Origin of the sequence: Erysipelatoclostridium sp. AM42-17, from assembly GCF_003480255.1 — a bacterium.
GTDB lineage: Bacteria > Bacillota_I > Bacilli_A > Erysipelotrichales > Coprobacillaceae > Faecalibacillus.
Window position 1 is genome coordinate 60,818 of the sequence record NZ_QUIN01000002.1, and the last position, 18,289, is coordinate 79,106.

An 18,289-nucleotide genomic window follows, 5' to 3' on the forward strand; every position below is an offset into this window, starting at 1 on the left:
TCAATTTTATACTTTTTAATGTTACAATAAAAAATATAAAATTGAAAGAATGGAGAACAAAAAAATTATGGGCGGAATGTTTGGCGTTGTAAGTCGTCAGGATTGTGTGATGGACTTATTTTTTGGGATTGATTATCATTCTCATTTAGGAACAAAAAAAGGAGGAATGGCTGTTTATGGTGAACGTGGGTTTCAACGTTCAATTCATAATATTTCTAATTCACCTTTTCGTACTAAATTTGACCAAGATATTCATGAAATGAAAGGAAATTTAGGAATTGGATGTATTAGTGATAATGAACCTCAACCATTATTAGTTAATAGTCATTTAGGTAGTTACGCTATTGTTACTGTGGGGAAAGTAGCTAATATGGATCAATTAGTTCAAGAAGCATTTGAACATGGACATAGTCATTTTTTAGAGATGTCTGGTGGGGAAGTGAATCAAACTGAACTAGTAGCATCTCTCATTAATCAAAAAGAATCTATTGTTGAAGGAATTAAAAATGTACATCGTAAAGTAAAAGGTTCTATTACTTTAATGTTAATGACACCTGAAGGTTTATATTTAGCACGAGATAAATTAGGAAGAACACCTTTAAATATCGGAAAAAAAGAAGATGCTTATTGTGCTTCTTTTGAATCTCATGCATATTTAAATTTAGGCTATCATCTTTATAAAGAATTAGGACCTGGAGAAGTTTTATTTTTAGATCATCATGGTATTAAACCATTAGTTAAGGCTAATGATAAAATGCGAATTTGTTCATTTTTATGGGTTTATTATGGTTATCCAACAAGCAGTTATGAAGGAAGAAATGTTGAAGAGATGCGTTATGAATGTGGTAAACTTCTCGCAAAAAGAGATCATGTTAAGACTGATTTGGTAGCCGGTGTCCCTGATAGTGGTATTGCTCATGCAATTGGTTATTCTAACGAATCAAAGACAAGATATGCTAGACCATTTATTAAATATACACCGACATGGCCTCGTTCGTTTATGCCAACGATTCAATCAGATCGTAATTTAATCGCAAAAATGAAGTTAATACCAATTCCTAGTTTAATCAAAGATAAATCATTATTATTAATTGATGATTCGATTGTAAGAGGTACCCAGTTAAGAGAAACAACTGAATTTTTATATCAAAGCGGAGCTAAAGAAGTGCATATTAGACCAGCCTGTCCACCAATTGTGTTTGGATGTAAGTATTTGAATTTTTCAAGAAGTACCAGTGAGATGGATTTAATTACCCGTCGTGTGATTCGTAAATTTGAAGGAGAAAATGATATTCATGTTTTAGATCAATATTGTGATCCTGATAGTCCAAAGTATGAAGCAATGGTTGAAGAAATTAGAAAAGAACTTAATTTTACATCACTACGTTATCATCGTTTAGATGATATGATTGAAGCTATTGGTATTGAACCTTGTAAACTATGTACATATTGTTTTGATGGAAAAGAATAAAGAAGCCAAATGGCTTCTTTTATTTTTTATTGACTCTACTTTCACAATACATGCAACGATAAATTCTTTTTTCTTTATTTGCTAGATAAAAGATTTGATCTAATCCTGGTTCTACTGATGTAATACAACGAGGATTTTTGCATTTTTCAATATTGACTATTTTTTCTGGTAAAGATAATTTTTTCTTTTCTACAATGTTACCATCTTTGATAATACAAACAGTAATATTTGAATCTATGTATCCTAAAACATCTAAATCTATTTCATAATCATTATCAATTTTTAATATGTCTTTTCGTCCCATTTTATTTGATTTAACATTTTTTATAATCGCAACTGAACAGTCTAGTTTATCAAGTCCTAGTGCTTCATAAACTTCCATTGCATTTCCTGCTGTAATATGATCTAAAACAATTCCATTTAAAATACTATCTACTTTCATAATCTTTCTACCTCATTTTCTAATCCTAACATTGTCATAATTAATGCCATTCGCATATATTTTCCATTTGTTACTTGATCAAAATACTTAGCACGAGGATCATCATCAATCTCAGTAGCAATTTCATTAACACGAGGTAATGGATGCATGATAATTAAATCTTTTTTAGAGTTTTCTAATTTTTTCAAATCTAAAATATATGTATCTTTTAAACGGATATAATCTTGTTCATTAAAGAATCTTTCTTTTTGAACACGTGTCATATAAATAATATTAAGTTGATCAATGACATCTTCAATACGTTCAACTTCTTCATATTCTAAATTCTTAGCGTCAAGTAAATCATTTTTTAAATACTCTGGTATTTTTAATTCACTTGGTGAAATAAAAATAAATTTAACTTTCTCATAACGTGATAAAGCTTTTAATAAAGAGTGAACAGTTCGTCCAAATTTTAAGTCTCCACAAAAACCAATTGTAAGATGATCTAAACGTCCTTTTTCTCTTTTGATAGTAAGTAAATCTGTTAAAGTTTGAGTAGGATGATTATGTCCTCCATCACCAGCATTAATTAAAGGAACTTGGCTTTTCATTGATGCGACTAATGGAGCTCCTTCTTTAGGATGTCTCATTGCAATAATATCACAATAAGAAGACACTACACGAATGGTATCAGATACTGTTTCTCCTTTTGATGAGCTACTTGAATTAGCTTCAGAGAATCCTAGTACTTGACCCCCTAAATAAAGCATCGCAGATTCAAAAGATAAACGTGTACGCGTACTTGGTTCAAAGAATAATGTAGCTAATATTTTATGTTTACATACTTCTTGATAGCGAGTGCTATCTTTAATAATATCATTGGCTAAATCAATCAATTGATTGATTTGTTCAACTGATAAATCAATTGGGTCTATTAAATATTTCATGATTACACTCCTTTTATTTTTTTATTATTATATCACAAACTTATTAATAAAAAATGCTTTTTAATCAGTATTGCAAATAACTATATCAAATCCTTATATTTTATTGTAGTATAAAAATATGAGGAAGTGATATAAATGAAAATCATGATTGCAAGTGATTCATATAAAGGAAGTTTATCTTCTAAAGAAGTAGCTCATTATATAAAGAAAGGAATTTTAGACGTTTTTCCCCACTGTCAAGTTGATCAAATAATGATTGGAGATGGTGGCGAAGGTACTGCTTTTAGTATCATTGAACAAACTGGTGGTCGTTTAATCACAATCAATACTTATAACGCTTTAAATCAACCTATCAAAGCAACTTATGGGCTTTTAAAAAAGGATTGTGCTATTATCGATATGGCAAGTGCTTCAGGATTAACCTTAGTTAAAGAAAATAATGTCTTAAAAGCTAATACTTATGGTACAGGATTACTTATCAAAGATGCTTTAAACCAAGGATGTAAAACAATCTATTTAGGAATCGGTGGTAGTGCCACTAATGATGGTGGTATCGGTATGGCTCATGCCTTAGGCATCCGCTTTTTAGATTGTCATCAAGAAGAACTTGAACCCATCCCGTTAAACTTACCATTAATTGAAACAATTGATATGGAAAACTTTGATCAACGTGTCTTCAATACGCAATTTATTATTATGTGTGATGTATCAAATCCTTTATGTGGTCCTCAAGGTGCAAGTGCCATCTTTGGTCCTCAAAAAGGTGCAAAATGCCAAGATATCAAATTTTTAGATCAGGGATTACAACATTTAGCCAATGTAGTCAAAAAGACATTTCATCAAAATTATCAAGACTTACCTGGTGCCGGCGCTGCTGGTGGCTTAGGTTTTGGACTTGTTGCTTTTTGTCATGGTCAATTACATTCAGGTATTGAAACCATTTTAAAAATTCTTGATTTTGAAGACAAAATAAAAGATTGTGATCTTGTGATTACAGGTGAAGGTTGCCTTGATTACCAATCTATCTATGGAAAAGTCCCAATAGGTGTTGCTTCTATCGCTAAAAAGCTTAATATTCCAACTATTGCGATTGCTGGATCAATTGGAGAAGAGATTGAACCTGTTTATCAATACCTTGATGCAATAGAGAGCAGTGTTGTACGTCCTGGTTCCTTGTCTGATGCAATCAACCAAGCATCAAACAATGTTTATCAAGCTACAATACGCATCATGAAAAGCATGGCTTTAGGAATGACATTAACAAAAAAATGATTCTATATGAACTAGTCAAGTAAAAGTAGACTAGAGTGTTTTTACTCTTTGTCTACTTTTATCATATCACTACATATTGAATCATTTTTTTGTTGAATAAGAAAACTGGCAATGGCTACACCTATAATGATAATATAACCGATAATACTATAAATATCGGGAATTTGATTTAATAAAATAAATCCTAAAATAGCCGCAAATAAGATTTGCGTATAATCATAAACTGAAATATCTCTTGCTGGAGCATAAGTATAAGCGGCTGTAATTGAAAATTGTCCCCCTGCTGCCATCAATCCAGCCAACAATAATAAACCTAATTGTGAAAGTGTCATGGGTACATAATGGAAAATTAAATAAGGGACAACTGATAAACAAGAAAAACATGAAAAGAAAAAGACTATTTTCGGTCCTGGTACACCCTGTTTTCCTAATTGACGCACACAGGTATAAGCAATTCCTGCTCCCATAGCGCCTAATACTCCAATAAGTGAATCAATTTGATTCATAAAATGAACAGTAGGTTTAATTACAAATAAAGCCCCGATAAAGGCAATAACAATCGATATTTTTTGTACGCGATTCGCTTTTTCCTTTAAAAATAATGAAGAAAAAATAATAACAAAAAATGGTGACAATTTATTAAGCATTGATGCATCGCTTACTAGAAGATGATCTACAGCATAAAAATTACATAATATTCCTAAAGTACCAAAAGTACTTCTTAATATAAGCATTGGTAAATCTTTTGTATTATATTTAAAATCATTATGATCTTTAATTAAAATAATTAAAGCAAATAAAGCGGCAATAAGATTTCTAAAAAAACTCTTTTGAATAGAAGGCAAATCTCCTGATAATTTAACAAAAACATTCATTGCTGCAAAAAAGAATGCAGCAAAAATAATACAAACCATTCCTTTTTTCGTATTTTTCATTTTAAAACTCCTTTACATGTAAATGAATATACTAAAAAAATGAACTCATGTCTAATAAAAAAAGAGCTTTCGCTCTTTTATTCATCAATTTTAACGACTTGATGAGCTTGTAAACCACGATCTCCTTCAACAAGTTCAAACTCAACTTTTTGTCCTGGATCAACAGTTTTAAATCCTTCTTGAACAATTTGTGAGTAATGGAAGAAAATATCTCTTTCTTCACCTTCCATGTTAATAAATCCAAATCCTTTGTCTTTATTAAAGTTTTTAACAATTCCAATAGCCATGATAACTTCTCCTTCTAAAAAATATTTCTATAATTATCTTACTACAATTCATAAAGATAGACAACATAAAATTGTAAGCGTATTCAGTTAACTATCAATTTCCATCACAATTTTGACATTATTTTGTTTTTCTAAAAAATGTCCTAAATCACTTGGAGTAATCATTTTTTGATTAAAAACCGTAGATACCTGATCTATTTTTAAATTAATTTTAAGTAATGCATAGTATATGAGTTCACTGCAATATAAAGCTTGATCATCAAATGTCTTCATAGCATAGTCATAAGGTGTTCCTAAATAGTCCATTGCACCATTGATATATTGACACTTTAAAGCTGAATCAATAGTAAAACGATAGACAATAAACGATTTTAAAAATGAATCGTTTTCTAAATTAGCCATTTGTTTTAATTCTCGAATCTTTACGCCTGTACTATTGGCATCAACTATCAAGATTTCATTACCTAATTTATAATACTTTAAAATTTCTTGATAGTATTTTTGATTTGAATTATAAACACTTGTAAATTGTTGTTTAGTGCCAATATAGATTAAACTATGTTTCCATTTACCAGGAATGGCAAAACTACTTAAATAATGAGTATGTTCTAAATTGATAATATCCCCACATTCAAATTGATTAACATAGTTCAATAATTGACTATACGTAATATGCGTATTTTGACTGACTACTTTTTGATCTTTTGGTTTGTCTAAATAAAAAGAGCAGGTTAACAAACCTGCTACAATGATCATGAATAAAATCTTTGTGATTTTTCCTTTCATTATTTCACCTAGTCTTTAAGCATGCTGAGTGCAACACGTTGTTTTTTTAAATCTACATCTATAACTGATACTTCAACGATATCACCAATGCTTAATTTATCTAGTGGATGTTTAATTCTTTCATGCGATATTTTAGAAATATGCACTAATCCGTCATTTTTTAACCCAATATCAATAAAGGCACCAAAATCAACTACATTTCTGACCGTTCCTTCTAATGTCATACCTACTTTTAAATCTTCAATATGAAGAATATCTTTCTTTAATTGTGGTGTAGCGTATTCATCACGAGGTGAACGATTAGGTTTTATTAAACTATCAATGATATCCTCTAATGTATATTGGTCAATTTCAAGATGTTTTATAACATCTTCTTTTAAAATATGATCTAAGGCTTCTTTGATTTCTGGTGTACCTAAATCATCTAAAGATAATCCTATTTCTTTTAATAACGCTTGTGTTTGTTCATAGTTTTCAGGATAAATAGCTGTGTTATCTAAAGGATTATTGGCATCAGGAACACGTAAAAAACCAATTGCCTGTTCGTATGTTTTTGCTCCTAATTTTTTTACATTTTTTATTTGCTGACGATCTGTAAATTTACCATATTCATTACGATAAGCAACAATATTACTTGCTACTGAAGCGTTTAAACCTGCTACATATTGTAATAGCGATTGTGAAGCAGTATTGATATCAACACCTACATTATTCACTGTTTTTTCTACGACGAAGTCTAACTGCTCTTCTAATTCCTTTTGCGGAATATCATGTTGATATTGTCCTACTGAAATAGCTTTAGGTTCAATTTTTACTAATTCAGCTAAAGGATCTTGTAATCTTCTGGCAATAGATACTGCTGATCTTTCTTCTACATGAAGATCAGGAAATTCTTCTTTAGCAAGTTTACTTGCAGAATAAACTGAAGCACCAGCTTCACTGACAATCGCAAAATCTACATCTAAATGATTTTCTTGAATCAATTTAGCGATAAATGCTTCTGTTTCTCTTGATGCTGTCCCATTTCCTATAGCGATAATTTCAACATGATACTGTTGAATTAATTTTAAAAGTAATTGTTTTTCTTTATCATAGTTATTTTTAGGGATAGTAATAAATACTTTATCAATATGTAATACTTTCCCTGTTGTATCTACTACTGCGAGTTTACATCCTGTACGATAAGCTGGATCAACTCCTAAAACGATTTTATTTTTTAAAGGTGCTTGCATTAATAGATTTTCTAAGTTGACGGAGAATACTTTTAATGCTTGCTCATCTGCTTTTTGTGTCAATTCCTTGCGTACTTCTCTTTCAATTGAAGGAAAAAGTAAGCGACGAAAACTGTCAGTAACTGCTTCTAATAAATAGTCATTCGCCTTGCTTTGACGCTGATGAGTTACTCCTCGATAAATATACTGAATAAAATAATCTTGGTCTACTTCAATGTTAACTTGTATAACCTTTTCTTTTTCAGCACGATTAATAGCTAAAATGCGATGAGATACAATAGATTGGACACGTTCATGGTAATCGTAATACATCTCATATACTTTTTGTTCATCTTGATGTTTTTTCTTTTCAGTTGTTTGCAGTATTCCTCTTTTATAAATCATATCTTTAACAAATTTACGATATTTAATATCATCAGCTACGGCTTCAGCAATAATATCTTTTGCTCCTTGCATGGCTTCTTCTACTGTTGAAACTTGATCATTTAAATATTTATTTGCTTCTTTTAATGGGTCATTTTGAGGTAAAGAAAGTAAAAATTGAGCTAAAGGTTCTAGCCCTTTTGCTTTAGCTTCTGTTGCTTTTGTTTTTCTTTTTTCTTTATATGGTCGATATAAATCTTCAACATCACTTAATTGTTTTGCTTTTAAAATATTTTCTTTTAAAGAAGCTGTAAGCATCCCTTTTTCATCTATTAAACGAATAACATCTTCTTTTCTTTTTAATAAATTAACTTGATATTGATAATATTTATCAATTGTTCTAATTTGGTCTTCATCTAAAGCTCCTGTTTTTTCTTTTCGATAACGGGCAATAAAAGGAACAGTATTGCCTTGTTCTAATAAAGATAACACTGCTTCTACCTGTTTATTTGTGATAGTTAATTCTTCTGCAATTGTTTTAATAATATCTTGATTCATAACTTCTCCTAACGATAATATTCACTAATTGTATAAATGATATCCTGATAGATTTCTTCATTTAAATACTCTTTTAATTCACTTGATTTTACAAAGCGATAATCAGTATGTTCATGAGATAAAATAACATGGTCATCATTTGCTAAACATAAATAACCAATTCCCACAGTTTGGTAATCGCTACGTATCTTTGTAAAAGTATAAGCTGGTTTTACAATATCAATTGTGAGTCCCGTTTCTTCTTTTAGTTCACGAATTAACGCTTGATTCGGTGTCTCACCATATTCTAAACCACCACCTGGTAATTCCCAATAACCTAATCCATCACTTGATGGTCGTACTCTTTTCATTAGTAATATTTTTTTGTTGTAAATAACAATGCCTTTGACTGTAATATGAAATCTTATCTTTTCCATCATGATTCTCCTTTGTATACAGTATATCATACCATTATTTATTAAATTTGTTTAAAAAATATTGTGAAAAATGTATAATATTTTTCGAGGTGATAAAATGATTGATTTTAAAGAAGAAGTCTTAAAAAGAAAAGACCAAATGATTGAAGATATAAAAACACTTTGTGCTATTCCATCTGTTCATGATGAAACAACAGTAGGTGAAAATCAACCTTATGGAAAAGCTTGTCGTCAAGCATTAGATAAAATGCTTGAAATTGGAAAACGTGATGGTTTTGTTACTTTAGATGATCAAGGATATGCAGGTCATATTGATATTGGAAATCACAGTGAATATTTTGGTATTCTTGGACATCTAGATGTTGTCCCTGTTAATAAGGTAGGATGGGATAGTGATCCTTTTGAAGTTGTTATTAAGGATGGTAAACTTTTTGGACGTGGTGTTGCTGATGATAAAGGTCCCCTCATTGCAGGATATTATGCAGCAAAAATAATTCATGATTTAAATTTACCTGTCAAAAAAACAATTCGTGTTATTTTTGGATGCGATGAAGAACGTGGTTCTTCTTGTGTAAGACATTATTTTGAAAATCATGAATATCCATCAATGGGATTTACCCCTGATGCAGAATTTCCTGTTGTTTATGGCGAAAAAGGAATGGGAAGTTTTCATATTACTGGACATATTGAAAAAAATGGTTTAGTAGCTATGAGTGCAGGAACACGTGCTAACATTGTTCCTGAAAGTTGTGAAGCTATCATTGAAGGTAACTATAAACAATATGAAAATTCTTATCATGAATTTTTACAAACTCATCATATAACAGGAACAATTGAAGAAGAAGGAAATTGTACTAAATTAGTTTTAAAGGGAAAAAGTGCTCATGCAAGTACACCTGAAGAAGGTATCAACGCTGTTTGTTTAATGGCTCAATATTTAGATACAGTTCTTGATAATGGTTTAATTCATTTTATTGTCAATCACTTATGTGATTACTACGGTCAAGGATTAAAAATTAATCATGATGGACAAATGGGTCCTCTTACAATGAATCTTGGTGTTTTACGTTATCGTAAAGAACAATGTGAAGTTGATTTAGATATGCGTTGTCCTCATGAAATGAATCTACAAGAAATGGCTCATCAAGTTGAAACAATTTGTCAACAATATCAATTATCATGTCAAAGCCATCTTGTTGATCCTCTTTATGTTGATCCTCAAAGTGAACTTGTAAGTAAGCTACATGCAGCATATCAAAATGTAACTGGTGATCAAAGTCAACCACAAGCTATCGGTGGTGGAACTTATGCTAAATCAATGCCTAATTGTGTAGCTTTTGGTTGTGAATTTAAAGATGAAGATAATCAAATTCATGGTAATAATGAAAATATTAAGATTGATTCTTTACTTAAAGCAACAGAAATCTTCGCTATCGCTATTTATGATTTAATTAAAGAATAAAAATTTTAACTAAAATAATTTATTGTATTTAAAAATCACTCATTATAAAATGAGTGATTTATTTTTTTATTGGTGCGGCCAGCCGGACTTGAACCGGCACGGAATCATCCATAAGTCCCTCAAACTTACGTGTATACCAATTTCACCATGGCCGCATTAAATCGCTTATTTATTTTATCATATTTCATTTTAGATGACAAATAAAAATACCCCTTTTACTAGATGTAAAAGAGGTACGTATCCTCATTATTTATTTTTAATTTGATCCAATTCATTTAAATCATATGGTGTTTCTTGATATACATAATAATTGAGCCAGTTAGAAAATAACAAATATGCATGACTACGCCATTTTACTTGAATTTCCCCTTGAATATCATCACCACGATAATAATTTTTAGGCATGACACAATCATCACCCTTAGCTAAATCTCGACGATATTCTTTATCTAAAGTATCTGGATCGTATTCAGGATGTCCTGTAACAAAAAAACGTGAACCATCTTTTTCAGCTACTAAATAAACTCCTGCTTCATCACTTGTTGCTAAAATATCCAAACTATCAACTGTACGAATATCTTCAGCAATGACAGTCGTATAACGTGAATGAGGTGCATAAAACTGATAATCAAATCCTCTTAATATTTTTCTTTTCATTTTATCTACATTAGTATGATGGAAATAAACACCTGTTAATTTTTCTTTGAGTTCATGCTTTTCAATTCCATAATAGTGATGTAAAGCTGCTTGAGAAGCCCAACAAATAAAGAAAGATGAAAAAACATTCGTTTTAGCCCATTCAAATATAGCTTCCATTTCTTGCCAATAATCAACATCTTCAAATTTTAATTTTTCTACTGGTGCTCCTGTAACAATTAATCCATCATAACGATTATCTTTTATTTCAGAAAATGTTTTGTAGAATGCAAGCAAATGTTCTTGTGGTGTATTTTTAGATACATGACTTTCCATACATACCCAATCCACTTCAATTTGTAACGGTGTATTAGATAATAATCTTAATAATTGGGTTTCTGTTGTAATTTTAGTAGGCATAATATTAACAATGCATATTTTTAATGGTCTGATTCTTTGAGAAGTTGCTCTTGTTTCATCCATCACAAAGATATTTTCTTTTTTTAATATTTGACTTGCTGGTAAGTCGTTAGGTATTTTAATTGGCATAATTTCACTCCTTAAAATGATAGTAATTCATTAAATATTTTTAATATATAAGCATCTGACATTCCTGATAAATAGTCTAAAATACTTCTTGCAACTGCTTTTTCATCAGTTGAAAAATGATAAATAATTTTATTTTGATAAAGTATTGGTCGATGGACTCCTTCAATCATCCCGTATTTTTCAAGCCAATGCATATAACCAGGGATGACAAGTGGATAAGTTGCACGATCTTTTTCTAATTCTAATAAAGGATTAGTTTGATGTTTTTTTGCTTGTTCATGATATTTCATTAGAAAATCAAAAATAGAAGTTAATATCAACTTAACATAATTACTATGTATTTTTACTCGATCAATAAGATAAATGTTTTGATAATTAAATTTCATAATCATCTTCATTACTTGATAAGCTTCATCTGATAAACATATTCCTGTTTCTAAAGATGAATTTATTGCAACATCACTAATAAAGTAATTAACAACCGTTCCATTGTTAATAGCTGAAAATGGTTGCTTTGTAATCAGATTAATATCTTCTTTTAATTTATTAAGTTGTCCTTCTGTTAAAATATGTAAACGCAATGCATCTTCAATATCTCTGGCTAAATATGCTATTTTATCAGCCATCTTAACGACACAACCTTCCCATGTATAAGGGTTATATTGTCCAGGTTGAGTATATTCATTTAAATCAATATACTCTTTTCTTTTGATAATTGATTTTTGATTCATTTCGCCACAATGACTAATAATGCCATCTCTAATGGCATAAGTCAAATTTAGATTATGTCGAATATGCTGATTATCCTCTAATGTTTCAATATTATCAATAAAATGTAGACTATTACGTTCATGCCAAAATGAATCTAATCCATTTTGGTGAGCAATCTCATTTAGAATGCGTTCACCTCCGTGACCAAAAGGAGCATGTCCAATATCATGTCCTACTGCAATGGCTTTGGTCAATTCATTATTAAGTCCTAAATAATTAGATAATGTGTAACTGACTGATTCTACTAAACTCACATGTTCACTTCTAGTACAAACATGGTCATCTTCAACTGCAAAAAAAACTTGAGTTTTATGTTTTAAGCGTCGATAACCTAGTGAAAAGATAATTCTTGTATAATCTCGTCCAAATTCACTACGCATATCATTCTTTCTTTGATAAATAGGTTCTTGTCTTGAAACAGCTTTTTGATAATCTGGATGATTTTCATTCATGGCTTCACTTTTAAAACTATCTTTTGGCATATTTTCACCTCACCCAACATTATAAATGATTTATAAAAAAGATAAAGAAAAACATTAACTTTACGCTAATGCTTTTCTTTTATATAAAGTAAACCATGATACTGAAATGATTCCTTTAAATATACTTGATAATGATATTGCCCACCAAATACCATTAAGTCCAATATATTGAGTCAATATTAAAATCATCGGTATTCTTGCTGTAGTAAGAACAATAGAAATGAATGATGGTGCAACAGAATTTCCTAAACCACTAAAAGCACCGGATGTTGTAATTTCAGCTGTCATAAATAATTGAGAATAACCTAAAATAGTTAAATAACTTATTCCTAGTGGTAACACTTGAGGATCATCTAAGAATATTTTGAATATAGGACCAGGTATCATAATGAGAAGTCCTGTACAAATAAGTCCCCATATTAAAACAATTGTCATCATGACCCGATATCCTTTATTAACCCGCTGATACTGTTTTGCACCGTAATTTTGAGCTATGAAAGAATTAATAGAAGCTTCAAAACCATCTGCCATATTCCAAGAAATTGCTTCAACTTGACTGCCTATTTTTTGAGCAGCTACAGCCCCATCTCCATAGCCAGCAACAAATCTAGCCACAATCATAGAACATATTGAAAATAACATACTTTGCAAAGCTAAAGGAAAACCTATTTTTAAAATATCTATATATATTTTACGAGCATGTATTTGTAATAAAGTTAAATGTTGAAATAATGCCTTTTTCCCTTTTAACATAATAATAAATAATAAAAATACAAAAAGCTGAGCTCCTACAGTTGCTAGGGCAGCACCTAATACATTGAGTCTTGGAAAAATACCAACACCAAAAATTAAAATAGGATCAAAAACCAAGTTCAAAACTAAACCGATACTATTTGCTACAAAAGGTGTATGGCTATCACCAGAAGCATTAAGCAAACCAGTAATCACTTGATTTAGAAAACTAAAAATAACTAAACCACATGTCACTTGTAAATAAATAATAGCATCTTTAACTGTACTTACATTATTCAAATGAAATAACCCAATAAAAAAAGAGGACATCGTTATCATAACAATCCCAAATATTCCAGCAAATGCTATAGCCATTTGAAAAGCACTGGAACAATAGATTCGCGCTTGTTTTAAATCATGCCTTCCAAGAGCATGTCCAACTTTAACTTGACCACCAACTCTAGGCATCATCACAAGTCCTGAAGATAGCCATGTAAACATACCAGCAACTCCAACTGCAGCTACACTATTCGCTCCTAGTTTGCCAATCCAAATCATATCAACTAAACTATAAGCCATTTGCATCATTGCAGTTAAAACAATAGGAATAGTTAATTTAGTGAGTGTTGTAAGAATTTTTCCTTTTAATAAATCTAATGTCATAAAATCACCTTATTTAATATTATCATAAAAAACAAAAAAAGTAGACACGTATTTGTGTCTACTTCATTTATATTAATATTGTTTTTCAAGTAAAGAAGCTGCTGCTTTATCCACAATAACTGTTACATCTGGATGATTTTGTAAAATACTTGCTGGTAATTCTGGAGTTACTTCTCCTTCTAACATTCCTTTTACTGCTTTTGCTTTCCCTTCACCAAATGCAAGTAATAATACTTTTTTAGCATTCATAATATTAGCGATTCCCATACTTACTGCTTGTTTAGGTACTGCATCTTCATCCCCATTAAAGAATAAACGAGCATTATCTTTAATTGTACTTTCTTTTAAGTCTACAACATGAGTTACTGAATCAGCTGGTGTACCTGGTTCATTAAATCCTATATGTCCATTAGATCCAATTCCTAATAATTGAATATCTACTTGATTTTGTTTTAATGCATCATTATAAGCGTTACAAGCTGCTTGTAAATCACCTTTACCGACAGGTACATGAACATTTTCAGGATTAATATTAATATGATTGAATAAATGTTCAAACATGAAACAATAATAACTTTGTGGATGTGTTCCATCTAATCCTACATATTCATCTAAATTATATGATTTAACTTTACTATAATCAGTACCATTTTCTTTATGGTCTTTAACCATATTATTATATAAATCAATTGGTGTTGTTCCTGTTGCTAATCCTAATATTGTTTCTGGATTATTTTTTACTTGATCAATAATAATTTTAGCCCCTTCTTGGCTTGCGATTTCACGATTTTCTGCTACAATAACTTTCATTTTTATCTATCCTCCGTACAACATCATCATAGCATGTCTAGACAAACAATGCAACCTAAAATAATATTTTTAACGTTGAATATAAATAGAAAAATTAAGTGTCCGATTAGGACACAAAAAAGACACATAGAATTACCTATGATACAATGTAAGTGCGAACAAAACATTGGAGGTATAAACTATGTGTCTTTTAGATTATAACAAAAAAAGCAAAAAATATAAACATATAACGTATTCAGAAAGGACTATGATAGAGACGTGGTATAATTTAGATAAAAAGAGCAAAAAGGAAATAGCTGAATTAATACATAAAAGCGAAAGAACAATAAGAAGAGAAATTAATCGCAGATTAATAACAATAAGAAACTATGACTGGACTGAAGGAAAAGAATATAGTGCAAGAGTAGCCCAAGATAAATATGAATATGGAATGACGAGTAAAGGACCAGCATTGAAGCTGGATCAAGATATTAAATTGGTGGAGCATATTGAAAAAGAAATAATATGTAATAAAAAATCTCCTGAAGTGGTAGCGGTGCAGTTGAAGGACAACGGATTTGATATAGAAATAAGTGGAAAGACAATAAGGAATGCAATAAAAAGTGGAATGATTTTTGATAAAGTTAAAGATGGGAAAATAATATATAAGAAAGAGTATAATAATAAAAACAAAGAAAAGAGAGTATCTAAGCTGATACCAGCTGAAAAAAGTATTGAACATAGACCAAAAGAAGCAAATACAAGAGAAATATATGGACATTGGGAAGGCGATTTAGTTGTAGGTAAGCAAGGAACTAAGGCTGTATTATTTACATTGACTGAAAGAAAAACGAGACAGGAGATAATAATGAAACTGTCGAATAAAGAAACAAAAACAGTGGCAAAAGCAATAGATAGAATTAAAAGAAGATATCGAGGGAATTTTTATAAAGTGTTCAAGAGTATAACATTTGATAATGGAGTAGAATTCATGGGGTATGAAGGATTAGAAAAATCATGTTTAAGGAAAAAGAAAAGAACAGAAATATATTATGCACATCCATATTGTTCAGGTGAAAGAGGAACAAATGAAAATAATAATAGATTAATAAGAAGGTGGATACCAAAAGGAACAGATATAACCAATATAAAAGCAGCATTCATAAAGGAAATTGAAGATTGGATAAATAATTATCCAAGAGCAATGTTTGAGTATAAAAGCTCAAATATGATACTATCAGAAATATAAAATAGCACTTATAAGGTAATTCAATGTGCGGACACTTATTATTTCCATTTATAATTTTTAACGTTGAAATGAAAAGGCTTTATTTTTTTGATGAAATAATGTAGAATGTGAATGTAAATATGGAGGTGTTTTTTAACATGATTAAAGGAATTGGAGCATCTAGTGGAATTGCGATTGCTAAAGCATATAAACTAGTTATGCCAGATTTAACTGTAACAAAAACTACAGTTGAAGACGTTGAAGCTGAAATCAAAAAATTTGACGAATGTATGGCTCAAACTGCAAAAGAATTAGAAGCCATCAAAGAAGCAGCTTCTAAAAATTTATCAGCTGAAGAAGCTGCAGTATTTGATGCCCATGCATTAGTACTTCAAGATCCAGAGTTAAAAACTCAAGTTGAAGATAAAATTAAAAATGAAAAAGTTAATGCTGATGCTGCATTAGATGAAGTAGCTCAACAATTCATCGCAATGTTTGAAATGATGGATGATGATTATTTTAGAGAAAGAGCAGCTGATATTAAAGACGTATCTCGTCGTTTATTAGCTAACTTACTTGGTAAATCATTACCAAATCCAGCATTAATTGATGAAGAAGTTGTTATTATCGCAGATGATTTAACTCCATCTGATACTGCTCAATTAAATAAAAACTTAGTAAGAGGTTTTGCTACTAATATTGGTGGTAGAACATCTCACTCAGCTATTATGGCTCGTTCATTAGAAATTCCAGCTGTTGTAGCTTGTAAAACAATTACTGAAGAAGTAAAAGATGGTGACATGATTGTTCTAGATGGTATTGAAGGAACAGTTATGGTTAACCCAGATGAAGCAACAGTTAAAGAATATGAAACTAAACGTGCTGAATTTATTGCTTACAAAGAAGAATTAAAGAAATTAGTTAATGAAAAAACAGTCACTACTGATGGACATCATGTAGAATTAGTTGCTAACATCGGATCTGCAAAAGATTTAGCAGGTGTTAAAGAAAACGGTGGTGAAGGTGTTGGATTATTCAGAACTGAATTCTTATATATGGAATCTGCTGAATTACCAACTGAAGAACAACAATACGAAGTTTACAAAGAAGTATTAGAAGGTATGGAAGGTAACCCAGTAGTTGTAAGAACATTAGATATTGGTGGAGATAAAGAAATCGAAGCAATCGATTTACCAAAAGAAATGAATCCATTCTTAGGTGTTCGTGCTATTCGTTTATGTTTCCAAAGAGAAGATATCTTTAGAACTCAATTAAGAGCATTACTTAGAGCATCAGTTCATGGTGATTTAAGAATTATGTTCCCAATGATTGCTACATTACAAGAATTCCGTAAAGCTAAAGGAATCTTATTAGAAGAAAAAGAAAAATTAGTTAAAGAAGGCGTTCAAGTTAGTGATACATTACAAGTTGGTATCATGATTGAAATTCCTGCAGCAGCTGTTTTAGCTGATAAATTTGCTAAAGAAGTCGATTTCTTCTCAGTAGGTACAAATGACCTAGTTCAATATACATTTGCTGCTGATAGAATGTCTTCAGGTGTAAGTTATTTATATCAACCATTTAATCCATCAATTTTACGTTTATTAAAACATGTTATTGATTCTGCACATAAAGAAGGTAAATGGGCTGGTATGTGTGGAGAAATGGCTGGTGAAGCTATCGCTGCTCCTATCTTAATTGGATTAGGATTAGATGAATTCTCAATGTCAGCAACATCAATTCTTGCACAAAGAAAATTAATCAATAGTATTGATAAAAAAGAAATGGAAGACTTAGCTAATAAAGCATTAGATTGCTGTACAATGGATGAAGTTGTAGAATTAGTTAAATCTACAGTTAAAATGTAATATTAAAGAAGCAGGATGCATTCCTGCTTTTTATTTTTAAAAAAATTGTTCTTATTATTAATAATACTTTAAACTTTAATCAATTTAGATTTTTCAAGATCATTAAAAAAAGACATCAATTATTTTGATGTCTTTTCTACTATAATTTATATCAAATTAAAAGTAATTGTAATAGTTATGACTAATAAAAAAGATACTAGAACGTATCAAGTATCAACTATATATAAATAAAAAAAGAACTGGCAGTTCGCTATTGTTGCACCGTAGCACTATCGTCGCCGTGATGATGCTTAACTTCTGTGTTCGGTATGGGAACAGGTGTGTCCATCATGCTATCACTACCAGATCTTCTCTTTTAAGTCATTCCTTTCGAAATCACTCAAAACCGGATAATAGTTCTTTCTTCTCTTTTCAAGCA

General features: G+C 30.4%; 16 protein-coding genes, 1 tRNA gene and 1 rRNA gene. 5 read left to right on the forward strand and 13 right to left on the reverse strand.

Going from position 1 to position 18,289, the window contains the following annotated elements; genetic code table 11:
* Positions 1 to 67 precede the first annotated feature (67 nt).
* Positions 68 to 1,471 (forward strand): amidophosphoribosyltransferase, encoded by a 1,404-nt coding sequence (locus tag DW911_RS01520; RefSeq protein ID WP_118607374.1) that lies wholly within the window; start codon positions 68 to 70, stop codon positions 1,469 to 1,471.
* Between the two features lie 19 nt (positions 1,472 to 1,490).
* Here the strand turns inward: DW911_RS01520 and DW911_RS01525 are convergent, their stop codons facing one another.
* Complete coding sequence (locus DW911_RS01525; RefSeq protein WP_118432167.1) at positions 1,491 to 1,913, reverse strand: aspartate carbamoyltransferase regulatory subunit; 423 nt, start codon at positions 1,911 to 1,913, stop codon at positions 1,491 to 1,493.
* Positions 1,910 to 2,842 (reverse strand): aspartate carbamoyltransferase, encoded by a 933-nt coding sequence (gene pyrB / locus DW911_RS01530; RefSeq protein ID WP_118432169.1) that lies wholly within the window; start codon positions 2,840 to 2,842, stop codon positions 1,910 to 1,912. The genes DW911_RS01525 and pyrB overlap by 4 nt, the downstream gene beginning before the upstream one ends.
* A 135-nt stretch (positions 2,843 to 2,977) precedes the next feature.
* Here pyrB and DW911_RS01535 point away from each other — a divergent pair, with 135 nt between their 5' ends.
* Positions 2,978 to 4,114, forward strand: a complete 1,137-nt coding sequence (locus tag DW911_RS01535) for a glycerate kinase (protein ID WP_118432171.1) — start codon at positions 2,978 to 2,980, stop codon at positions 4,112 to 4,114.
* Between the two features lie 41 nt (positions 4,115 to 4,155).
* Here DW911_RS01535 and DW911_RS01540 read toward each other — a convergent pair whose 3' ends face one another.
* From DW911_RS01540 to DW911_RS01560, 5 genes are all read right to left on the reverse strand, one after another.
* Positions 4,156 to 5,049, reverse strand: a complete 894-nt coding sequence (locus DW911_RS01540) for a DMT family transporter (RefSeq protein ID WP_118607375.1) — start codon at positions 5,047 to 5,049, stop codon at positions 4,156 to 4,158.
* A gap of 77 nt (positions 5,050 to 5,126) precedes the next feature.
* Positions 5,127 to 5,336 carry a cold-shock protein gene (locus tag DW911_RS01545; protein ID WP_118432175.1) on the reverse strand — a complete coding sequence of 70 codons (210 nt, stop codon included), beginning with the start codon at positions 5,334 to 5,336 and terminating at the stop codon, positions 5,127 to 5,129.
* 87 nt (positions 5,337 to 5,423) lie between these two features.
* Complete coding sequence (locus DW911_RS01550; RefSeq protein ID WP_118432177.1) at positions 5,424 to 6,122, reverse strand: YiiX/YebB-like N1pC/P60 family cysteine hydrolase; 699 nt, start codon at positions 6,120 to 6,122, stop codon at positions 5,424 to 5,426.
* A gap of 8 nt (positions 6,123 to 6,130) precedes the next feature.
* On the reverse strand, positions 6,131 to 8,275 hold the full coding sequence (locus tag DW911_RS01555; protein WP_118607376.1) for a Tex family protein: 2,145 nt from the start codon (positions 8,273 to 8,275) through the stop codon (positions 6,131 to 6,133).
* A gap of 8 nt (positions 8,276 to 8,283) precedes the next feature.
* Positions 8,284 to 8,691 (reverse strand): NUDIX hydrolase, encoded by a 408-nt coding sequence (locus DW911_RS01560; protein WP_118432180.1) that lies wholly within the window; start codon positions 8,689 to 8,691, stop codon positions 8,284 to 8,286.
* 97 nt (positions 8,692 to 8,788) lie between these two features.
* On the opposite strand from DW911_RS01560, the gene pepV reads away from it, so the two are divergent.
* Positions 8,789 to 10,153, forward strand: coding sequence for a dipeptidase PepV (gene pepV, locus DW911_RS01565; RefSeq protein WP_118432182.1), 1,365 nt, complete (start codon positions 8,789 to 8,791; stop codon positions 10,151 to 10,153).
* A 70-nt stretch (positions 10,154 to 10,223) separates the two neighbouring features.
* On the opposite strand, the gene DW911_RS01570 is transcribed toward pepV, so the two are convergent.
* The 5 genes from DW911_RS01570 to nagB form a co-directional block, all read right to left on the reverse strand.
* Positions 10,224 to 10,308, reverse strand: a tRNA-Leu gene (locus DW911_RS01570).
* 91 nt (positions 10,309 to 10,399) lie between these two features.
* Entirely contained in the window at positions 10,400 to 11,338 is a 939-nt protein-coding gene (gene metA / locus DW911_RS01575) for a homoserine O-acetyltransferase MetA (protein ID WP_118432184.1), read from the reverse strand.
* A gap of 11 nt (positions 11,339 to 11,349) precedes the next feature.
* A complete protein-coding gene (locus DW911_RS01580; protein WP_118432186.1) occupies positions 11,350 to 12,591 on the reverse strand; it encodes a deoxyguanosinetriphosphate triphosphohydrolase family protein in 1,242 nt (413 codons plus the stop codon).
* A 60-nt stretch (positions 12,592 to 12,651) separates the two neighbouring features.
* On the reverse strand, positions 12,652 to 13,986 hold the full coding sequence (locus tag DW911_RS01585; RefSeq protein ID WP_118432187.1) for an MATE family efflux transporter: 1,335 nt from the start codon (positions 13,984 to 13,986) through the stop codon (positions 12,652 to 12,654).
* 72 nt (positions 13,987 to 14,058) lie between these two features.
* The gene (gene nagB / locus DW911_RS01590) at positions 14,059 to 14,796 is read right to left on the reverse strand and encodes a glucosamine-6-phosphate deaminase (protein ID WP_118607377.1); all 738 of its coding nucleotides are present in this window, start codon (positions 14,794 to 14,796) and stop codon (positions 14,059 to 14,061) included.
* Between the two features lie 181 nt (positions 14,797 to 14,977).
* Between nagB and DW911_RS01595 the strand changes: the two genes are divergently transcribed.
* Together DW911_RS01595 and ptsP are read left to right on the forward strand one after the other, a co-directional pair.
* Positions 14,978 to 16,024: an IS30 family transposase gene (locus DW911_RS01595; protein ID WP_118432191.1), complete on the forward strand. Its 1,047-nt coding sequence runs from the start codon at positions 14,978 to 14,980 to the stop codon at positions 16,022 to 16,024.
* A gap of 137 nt (positions 16,025 to 16,161) precedes the next feature.
* Positions 16,162 to 17,871: a phosphoenolpyruvate--protein phosphotransferase gene (ptsP, locus tag DW911_RS01600; RefSeq protein ID WP_118432193.1), complete on the forward strand. Its 1,710-nt coding sequence runs from the start codon at positions 16,162 to 16,164 to the stop codon at positions 17,869 to 17,871.
* Between the two features lie 237 nt (positions 17,872 to 18,108).
* Here ptsP and rrf read toward each other — a convergent pair.
* Positions 18,109 to 18,217 (reverse strand): 5S ribosomal RNA (rrf, locus tag DW911_RS01605).
* Positions 18,218 to 18,289: the final 72 nt, after the last annotated feature.

What these genes read in the sequence shown, in the direction of transcription:
- DW911_RS01540 (WP_118607375.1), bottom strand. Translation starts at nt 5,049, where the DNA reads ATGAAAAATACGAAAAAAGGAATGGTTTGTATTATTTTTGCTGCATTC.
- pepV (WP_118432182.1), top strand. Translation starts at nt 8,789, where the DNA reads ATGATTGATTTTAAAGAAGAAGTCTTAAAAAGAAAAGACCAAATGATT.
- ptsP (WP_118432193.1), top strand. Translation starts at nt 16,162, where the DNA reads ATGATTAAAGGAATTGGAGCATCTAGTGGAATTGCGATTGCTAAAGCA.
- DW911_RS01560 (WP_118432180.1), bottom strand. Translation starts at nt 8,691, where the DNA reads ATGGAAAAGATAAGATTTCATATTACAGTCAAAGGCATTGTTATTTAC.
- DW911_RS01535 (WP_118432171.1), top strand. Translation starts at nt 2,978, where the DNA reads ATGAAAATCATGATTGCAAGTGATTCATATAAAGGAAGTTTATCTTCT.
- DW911_RS01545 (WP_118432175.1), bottom strand. Translation starts at nt 5,336, where the DNA reads ATGGCTATTGGAATTGTTAAAAACTTTAATAAAGACAAAGGATTTGGA.
- DW911_RS01550 (WP_118432177.1), bottom strand. Translation starts at nt 6,122, where the DNA reads ATGAAAGGAAAAATCACAAAGATTTTATTCATGATCATTGTAGCAGGT.
- DW911_RS01520 (WP_118607374.1), top strand. Translation starts at nt 68, where the DNA reads ATGGGCGGAATGTTTGGCGTTGTAAGTCGTCAGGATTGTGTGATGGAC.
- DW911_RS01580 (WP_118432186.1), bottom strand. Translation starts at nt 12,591, where the DNA reads ATGCCAAAAGATAGTTTTAAAAGTGAAGCCATGAATGAAAATCATCCA.
- DW911_RS01555 (WP_118607376.1), bottom strand. Translation starts at nt 8,275, where the DNA reads ATGAATCAAGATATTATTAAAACAATTGCAGAAGAATTAACTATCACA.
- DW911_RS01595 (WP_118432191.1), top strand. Translation starts at nt 14,978, where the DNA reads ATGTGTCTTTTAGATTATAACAAAAAAAGCAAAAAATATAAACATATA.
- DW911_RS01585 (WP_118432187.1), bottom strand. Translation starts at nt 13,986, where the DNA reads ATGACATTAGATTTATTAAAAGGAAAAATTCTTACAACACTCACTAAA.
- DW911_RS01525 (WP_118432167.1), bottom strand. Translation starts at nt 1,913, where the DNA reads ATGAAAGTAGATAGTATTTTAAATGGAATTGTTTTAGATCATATTACA.
- pyrB (WP_118432169.1), bottom strand. Translation starts at nt 2,842, where the DNA reads ATGAAATATTTAATAGACCCAATTGATTTATCAGTTGAACAAATCAAT.
- nagB (WP_118607377.1), bottom strand. Translation starts at nt 14,796, where the DNA reads ATGAAAGTTATTGTAGCAGAAAATCGTGAAATCGCAAGCCAAGAAGGG.
- metA (WP_118432184.1), bottom strand. Translation starts at nt 11,338, where the DNA reads ATGCCAATTAAAATACCTAACGACTTACCAGCAAGTCAAATATTAAAA.